The organism is Helicobacter sp. MIT 03-1614 (genome assembly GCF_000762925.2).
GTDB lineage: Bacteria > Campylobacterota > Campylobacteria > Campylobacterales > Helicobacteraceae > Helicobacter_C > Helicobacter_C hepaticus.
This window is the reverse complement of record NZ_JRMS02000005.1, coordinates 153,096-159,461: the sequence shown is the minus strand read 5'-3', so window position 1 is coordinate 159,461 and position 6,366 is coordinate 153,096. Positions and strand designations below refer to the sequence as shown.

General features: G+C 33.6%; 12 protein-coding genes. All 12 read left to right on the top strand.

The window, feature by feature from the left end; translation table 11 throughout:
* The coding region (locus LS66_RS05085; RefSeq protein WP_371414325.1) for an ankyrin repeat domain-containing protein at window positions 1-455 on the top strand (455 nt) is incomplete at its 5' end.
* A 67-nt stretch (window positions 456-522) separates the two neighbouring features.
* A complete protein-coding gene (locus LS66_RS05080) occupies window positions 523-990 on the top strand; it encodes a hypothetical protein (RefSeq protein ID WP_034366647.1) in 468 nt (155 codons plus the stop codon).
* A complete protein-coding gene (locus LS66_RS05075) occupies window positions 987-1,727 on the top strand; it encodes a hypothetical protein (protein ID WP_034366649.1) in 741 nt (246 codons plus the stop codon). Before LS66_RS05080 ends, LS66_RS05075 begins: the two co-directional genes overlap by 4 nt.
* Complete coding sequence (locus tag LS66_RS05070; RefSeq protein WP_034366651.1) at window positions 1,720-1,902, top strand: hypothetical protein; 183 nt, start codon at window positions 1,720-1,722, stop codon at window positions 1,900-1,902. Before LS66_RS05075 ends, LS66_RS05070 begins: the two co-directional genes overlap by 8 nt.
* 12 nt (window positions 1,903-1,914) lie before the next feature.
* Entirely contained in the window at window positions 1,915-2,565 is a 651-nt protein-coding gene (locus LS66_RS05065; protein WP_034366653.1) for a PoNe immunity protein domain-containing protein, read from the top strand.
* Window positions 2,566-2,617: 52 nt separating this feature from the next.
* Window positions 2,618-3,199 (top strand): hypothetical protein, encoded by a 582-nt coding sequence (locus LS66_RS05060; RefSeq protein WP_034366654.1) that lies wholly within the window; start codon window positions 2,618-2,620, stop codon window positions 3,197-3,199.
* 224 nt (window positions 3,200-3,423) lie between these two features.
* Window positions 3,424-4,113: a hypothetical protein gene (locus LS66_RS05055; protein WP_034366655.1), complete on the top strand. Its 690-nt coding sequence runs from the start codon at window positions 3,424-3,426 to the stop codon at window positions 4,111-4,113.
* 18 nt (window positions 4,114-4,131) lie between these two features.
* Complete coding sequence (locus tag LS66_RS10275) at window positions 4,132-4,269, top strand: hypothetical protein (protein ID WP_236096978.1); 138 nt, start codon at window positions 4,132-4,134, stop codon at window positions 4,267-4,269.
* 40 nt (window positions 4,270-4,309) lie between these two features.
* Window positions 4,310-4,723 carry a hypothetical protein gene (locus tag LS66_RS05050; protein ID WP_034366656.1) on the top strand — a complete coding sequence of 138 codons (414 nt, stop codon included), beginning with the start codon at window positions 4,310-4,312 and terminating at the stop codon, window positions 4,721-4,723.
* Window positions 4,720-5,280: a hypothetical protein gene (locus LS66_RS05045; protein ID WP_011115392.1), complete on the top strand. Its 561-nt coding sequence runs from the start codon at window positions 4,720-4,722 to the stop codon at window positions 5,278-5,280. Before LS66_RS05050 ends, LS66_RS05045 begins: the two co-directional genes overlap by 4 nt.
* A gap of 92 nt (window positions 5,281-5,372) precedes the next feature.
* A complete protein-coding gene (locus tag LS66_RS05040; RefSeq protein WP_034366657.1) occupies window positions 5,373-5,933 on the top strand; it encodes a pyruvate flavodoxin oxidoreductase subunit gamma in 561 nt (186 codons plus the stop codon).
* A 19-nt stretch (window positions 5,934-5,952) separates the two neighbouring features.
* Window positions 5,953-6,363: a 4Fe-4S dicluster domain-containing protein gene (locus tag LS66_RS05035; RefSeq protein WP_011115390.1), complete on the top strand. Its 411-nt coding sequence runs from the start codon at window positions 5,953-5,955 to the stop codon at window positions 6,361-6,363.
* Window positions 6,364-6,366: the final 3 nt, after the last annotated feature.

Sequence of the window (6,366 nt, the reverse complement as noted above, 5' to 3'; positions counted from 1 at the left end):
ATGGCTGGACTTGTATGCATTGGTGGGCTAGGCGTAATGATTATAAATCAATTGAAATTGCGGTTACCAAAGCAGGAGCAAATGTAGATGTGTTAGACAGATCTGGAAAAACACCTTTGTTCCATTCGGTAAAAGAATCTTCAGCCTACAAAGCCACCCAGATGTTAATAGAGCTTGGGGCAAATGTGAATTATTATAATGGAGCTTTCACTCCCTTAGATGTAGCACAAGGAGCTAGAAACAAAAAGCTTCTAAAAGACGCAGGGGCTAAGAGTGCTGATAGGGATTTGAGGTATATTGTAGAGGAGGTATTGTTGGCATTTGGGGTAGATTGTGCAAATCGAAAGAGTTTTGACGAAAATTATCATAAATTAACAGACGAACAACGCGCAGAAAAAGATAAACTCATCAATCAAAGAATTGCTGAGATGATGAGCAAGAAAAAGGCTAAGTAATGGCTGAAGAATCTCTTACATTTAATGATGTGAAATTTCATATCAAAGAATTTCAAAAGGAAACACAATGAAAAATGAAAATGCAGATTCTAAAGAATCTTTACAAGCACTTTTGCAAAAGTATAAAAGTGGGAGTAGTGAGGAGCTAGAAGCAGGATTAGCGAGTTTAAACACCGATGAGCAAAAAGCATTCATCAAAGAAGTTTTATGCCTTGAGAATGAAAACTGGGATAATGGCACACTAAAAAGCGATGAAAAATTCAATGTCATTTTTCCGCCACATTTTAAGGCGGTTATGGCTTATGAAAAAGCGCATTTTAATGGTGCAATACTTTCTGATTTCATCGAGGCATTAGAAGAATGGCTAGAGCAAGAGGAAATGGAGCTTTATGACGACCCTGCTGATTTTGAGGGCGGGGATTATTATAGCGGAGATGATAGTGAGTGCGATGAGGACTATACCATAGATGATTGGGTAGCAGACCAAACAGGACATTTAAGGGACTTTATTGATTCTTTGAAAGATTTTAAATGATAAAACATACACCGCCAACCAACTCCATTTCTATTTTTTCTCTAAACAATCTTTTAGCAATGAAATCCCATAAATCCTTAACTTACAATAGATTTAGGGCTTATTTGAGGGTTAAGCTTAAAAACAGACACTTTAGTAAAAAGAGACTTATCTTTGCTATTTTGTTTTACTTTCTCTGCTCTCTCACTATCTTTTTGCTTCCTTTAGATATTTTAACCAAGTATCCTTATTTAAAACACTTCACAGACTTTATGGACTTTATCCCTGCTATTAAACTAATGGAGAGTAAAACTTACGCTCCTGAACTTTGTAAGTTTTATGCTTCGTATATGTTTGTGGTGGGTGCGGGAGTGTTTGCAGTAATTCTTAGAGATTTTTTTGTATATTGTGCAAATGGTATGTTGCGCCCTTATTCACAAAAAGGTGTAGAGACTCTTGGAGGTATGAAGAAAATGATAGGGCAGCCGATAAAATACAGCATTATAATGGTCGGTAACTATGCCTTGATATTGTCTGTTACCTATGGCTTTCTTAATGGCGGAATGATTGGTTATACTAGGAGAGGACATTGGAATACTTATTTTATAGATGATTACTTTGAGATGATTTTCTATATTGATTATTGGCAAAGTCTAATAATAGGCGGTCTATTATTAGGCATTTGTTTTTTTATAGTTTTGACAGACACCATATTTTACAGGCGATTTTTTACCAAAATAAGAACAAACAATGAATGATGAATGGGTTAAGAATAGACTTAATAAGGCTGTGGGTAAGGAACAAGCAGAAGAGATAAAGCAATTTCTTGATAGCAATGATAAAAGGGTCAGAAAAGATTTATTTCATATGGATGAAGGAGGTAATATAACCATTAAAGAGCTAGATAAAGATGCCAAGATAAAAAACGATTAAAGGAGATAAAAAATGGTAAGGGATCCCAAAAGAAGTAAAGAAGAGTTGGACGAGAATATAAAGGAATTTGAGGAAGAAATTAAAAAGACTATGGAGTTGCTCTCATCAAAACAAAATTTAAATAAATATTTAGTGTATTTTTCTTTAGATGGAGATAGATTAGAAAAAGCTTTAGCAAAATATGCGCGTGGAGATGATATAGCGGAGGTCAAAAAAGAGCTAGAAATTGCAGTGCTAGGGCGACAAGAACATCGTTTGGAAACAGGATTTGATATTACTTTGTATGGAGAAAATATTGAGGAGTTTTGTGTAAGGATATTGTTAGATATGGATACTTTTTGTTTGCTAAAGCTTATAGAGGAAGATGAGGCAAAGAGAAGGGATATTTACAATAGAGATTGGTTTTTGCATTTTATAGGCTCGAAGGGTAAAAATCTAAATTTAGAGCGAAAATGTGCTTCTTTTGTCAAAGAACACGAACTGATTAAAGAGTTTGTAGCGAGTAAGGACATTAACTTTTTGCATCAATATATGAAAAAACACACAAGATTAAGAGACCCTATAAATACTTGGAATCTTCAAGGTGCTGCTGTGGTAAAAATAATGAATTTAGATAAAGATGAATTTAAAGACTATAAATACTTTCCCTATGATTTGATATAGAATCTTATCTGTTGCATTAAGGTTTAAAAAATACATTTTAAAAGGAAAAACAATGACAAGAGAACAAGCAGAATTGATTATTAAGGAAGAGGGGTTAATAGAAGCAGAATGGAATAAGTATGGTGAAGCGGGTGGGGAGTATTATTTCATCATTTGGTTTAATCCTAACAATAATAAATATGAAACTATTTACATTGGAGAGCGAGGGGGCGTTGAAGATGAATATGCCTTTGATTATGAAAGAGAAGCAATAGATAAAATGCTACAAATGAATTATTGGCAGAAAAAACATATGTATGGAGACATCAAAGGATATTTAACAAAAGAACTTGCTTTACAAGTCATCAAAGATGAGAATTTAGAAGTCATTTGGTATGATGAGGCTTTGAAGCCTTTGAGTGCTGGAATTAAGCACGATAAACAAAGAGATAAATACATTTCTTTTATCACAAATTCTAAGGCAGAGCTGATAGAGTGGAGGAATATTGAGTTTAATGGTGATGAGGAATTTGAGGGGAAAATATATAATGATGAGTATCTAGCCCTTTACGCCCTTATCAATCGTGCAAGAATGATAAAGCAAGGAAAGATTAGCTTTAGCAGCATATCAAAGAAAGAAATGTTAAGGCATTAGAATCTAGATCCTTTGGCTATTACCTTAAGATATGACAGGGAAAAGGGTTGGATTCTTCACTTTCGTTCAGAGTGACAAGATAGATTATAGATTCTAAATATATAAAAAATCATACAAACATAAAAGATATAAGCCACCCTTTATATTTATGTTCAAATCTTATAATAGAGAAGGTAGTCTTTATCAATAATTTTAGATTTAATAATGGGAGTAAAACACTTTAAATGTCTCAACAAGAATTCTTAGATGAAATTGTTATAAATTTTTGCAAAAAGCTAGACAAATTTTCAGCACAATATGGCTTAAAAACAGAGGAATTTATAACTTTTGGTGTTTTTGATAATTTACTTTTTACTTTTGAACATTATTTAGAACAAGAGGAAGATTGCATAAGTCTTGATGTTTCTTTTAGGGTGAAATCCATAAAAAGTGATGAGATTCTATGTGCTAGCCTAGAGATTGATGAGCCTGATTTGGACTTTAAAATCTTAAATGAATATGGTGTTAGATCTTTTCCTTATTCTTTTAAAAGTATGGAATTTTCCAATATGCAAGAATTGCAAGAATTTGCTTTAGATGATATGCCTAGTGATTCTTATCATAATTTTTTGAGTGCCTACAAGGAGAGCATAGAATCTCTTTTGGAAGCCTTTAAAATCGATACACCTAGCACGATACAAGGACTTTATGATTTTATTTATAAATATGAAAATAATAAAGATGTGTTTTGGAAAGATAGAACCCTAATGCAAATTTTACTTCTTATAGAATTAAATCAAAAAGAACAAGCACTTAAGATTTTAAAAAATGACCCAAGAACTAATGAAGAACGTAAGATTTCTATAGAATATGATAATGGGGAAGTAGAAATATTTGATATTTTGATTTATTCTTTGGAGAATGATATTATATGAATATCTCAAGCCAAAAAGATGTATTTAGACTACGATTGCAATACTTTTTATATGGCAAGGTCTGATGAGCAGATTTTGAATTATCTTAATGATGAGGAATTAAGGCAAGATTTGCAAAGCTTTGTGGAATCCTATGGCGAGGCAAAAGGCGAATAAATCACGGGAATTTTGGGAATCCTCTAAAAGGAGAAAGAAAATGAAGTTTAAGAATATAAAACACGGAATCCCCTTTCAAAGAGAGTTTGAGTTAGAGGGTGAAAATATTGACTTGCGCAATGATTTTTACTTGCATAAAATTAAAAACAGCGCAAAGACTTTGGAGCTGTTTTTCAAATCAAATAAAACAAATATATGCGATGTAAAAATGACTTTTTGGGATTGTGAGTTATTACATTTATGCGCGTATTGTGAGGATTTAGGGAAATGTCAAGCTCATTTTATAGATTTAGTAAGGACGAATTGGGACAATATGACAGGCTATATTGAAAAAGATGATGAAATGCTCCTTAGCCTATATTTTGATGAGGATTTGGAATCCATTACTTTGTATTGCAAGAGCTTTGAAATAGTTTTTGTGCAAGAAAATGCCCAGTCAAAGGAAAAACAATGACAAGAGAACAAGCGGAGCTAATCATCAAAGAGGAGCAGTTAATTTATACAGATTGGTATCCTTCTTATAAGCACGTAGGAGAATTTCATCTTACTATGTGGTTTGATTCTAAAAGTAATAAATTCGAGGTGCTTTACATTGGAGAACGAGGCTGTGTCGAGCGTGAATATGCCTTTGATTATGAAAGAGAAGCAATCGATAAAATGCTGCAAATGAATTATTGGCGTAAATATTATGATAATGAAATAGACTTGAGCGGTGATGATAGAAAAGAACTCGCTTTACAAGTCATCAAAGAGGAACGTTTGCAAGTCATTTGGGACAATGAGGCTTTGAAGCCCTTATGTGCGGGTATTAAGCACGATAAACAAAGAGATAAATATATTTCTTTTATCACAGATTCTAAAGCAGAAGTGATAGAGTGGAGGAGTATTGAGTTTGAGGGAGATAGATATAGTGAAACTTTTGAAGAAGTATTTAGTGATGAGGATACAGCCCTCTATGCGCTTATTAATCGTGCTAGAATGATAAAACAAGGAAAGATAATTTTGTGTTAAGGTATCTTTATCAAGATTGTTTCAAAATGATACTAATTTAAGCAAATTCTCGTTAAAATCACATTTAAATCTATTGAAAGAAAGGAGATACAATGCTTGAGATACGATGGCATTCTCGTGCTGGGCAGGGTGCTGTAACAGGTGCAAAAGGACTTGCTGATGTAATTGCAGGCACAGGCAAGGAAGTGCAAGCTTTTGCGTTTTATGGATCGGCAAAGCGTGGTGCTTCAATGACAGCTTATAATAGGATAGATTCAGAACCCATTCTTAACCACGAGAAATTTATGAATCCAGATTATATTTTGGTTATTGATCCGGGATTGGTTTTTATTACAAATATTTGTTTATATGACAAACCTTCTACAAAATATATCATTACAACGCGTTTGAGCAAAGAAGAGCTGATTGCAAAAAAACCTGAGCTTGCAAGCAAAGAGATTTATACACTTGATTGTATTCAAATCTCTATTGATGCGATTGGTAAATCTGTCCCAAATGCACCTATGCTTGGGGCGTTAATGAAGGTTTCAGGTATGCTTGAAATTGATTTCTTTTTAGAATCTTTTTCTAAAGTGCTTGGTAAAAAGCTTCCTCCTCAAGTTATTGAGGCAAATAAGGTGGCAATTAGACGAGCCTATGAGGAAGTCAAATAATAAAGCAAAGGAGAGATTTATGGATAAATTAAAAGATTGGGACAAATTTGAAATCGGCTCTGTGCTTTTTCCTTTCAAAAAGGGTGTAGATGGCAGAAAGGAGCTTTATAAATATGAAAGGACTTATAGTGGAGATAGTTCTTTTACAGATAGTGTGGCTCATTGGCGTGTAGAGAAGCCTGTGCATAATAGTGAAATTTGTATTAATTGCTTTAATTGTTGGGTATTTTGTCCTGATGCGGCAATCCTTACAAGAGATGAGAAACTTGCAGGAGTAGATTATGTGCATTGTAAAGGTTGTGGAGTGTGTGTAGATGTATGTCCTACAAATCCTAAGTCATTGCTTATGTTTAGCGACCATAAAGCGAATGAAGAAGCACTTAAAGAGTGGCCAGCTAAAGAATCTAAAAAACCACAGAACAATGCGTAGAGG

Bases quoted from the DNA above. Each gene is read 5' to 3' on its own strand.
- LS66_RS05035 (WP_011115390.1), top strand. From the start codon at position 5,953: ATGGATAAATTAAAAGATTGGGACAAATTTGAAATCGGCTCTGTGCTT.
- LS66_RS05065 (WP_034366653.1), top strand. From the start codon at position 1,915: ATGGTAAGGGATCCCAAAAGAAGTAAAGAAGAGTTGGACGAGAATATA.
- LS66_RS05040 (WP_034366657.1), top strand. From the start codon at position 5,373: ATGCTTGAGATACGATGGCATTCTCGTGCTGGGCAGGGTGCTGTAACA.
- LS66_RS05070 (WP_034366651.1), top strand. From the start codon at position 1,720: ATGAATGATGAATGGGTTAAGAATAGACTTAATAAGGCTGTGGGTAAG.
- LS66_RS05055 (WP_034366655.1), top strand. From the start codon at position 3,424: ATGTCTCAACAAGAATTCTTAGATGAAATTGTTATAAATTTTTGCAAA.
- LS66_RS05060 (WP_034366654.1), top strand. From the start codon at position 2,618: ATGACAAGAGAACAAGCAGAATTGATTATTAAGGAAGAGGGGTTAATA.
- LS66_RS05080 (WP_034366647.1), top strand. From the start codon at position 523: ATGAAAAATGAAAATGCAGATTCTAAAGAATCTTTACAAGCACTTTTG.
- LS66_RS05075 (WP_034366649.1), top strand. From the start codon at position 987: ATGATAAAACATACACCGCCAACCAACTCCATTTCTATTTTTTCTCTA.
- LS66_RS05045 (WP_011115392.1), top strand. From the start codon at position 4,720: ATGACAAGAGAACAAGCGGAGCTAATCATCAAAGAGGAGCAGTTAATT.
- LS66_RS10275 (WP_236096978.1), top strand. From the start codon at position 4,132: ATGTATTTAGACTACGATTGCAATACTTTTTATATGGCAAGGTCTGAT.
- LS66_RS05050 (WP_034366656.1), top strand. From the start codon at position 4,310: ATGAAGTTTAAGAATATAAAACACGGAATCCCCTTTCAAAGAGAGTTT.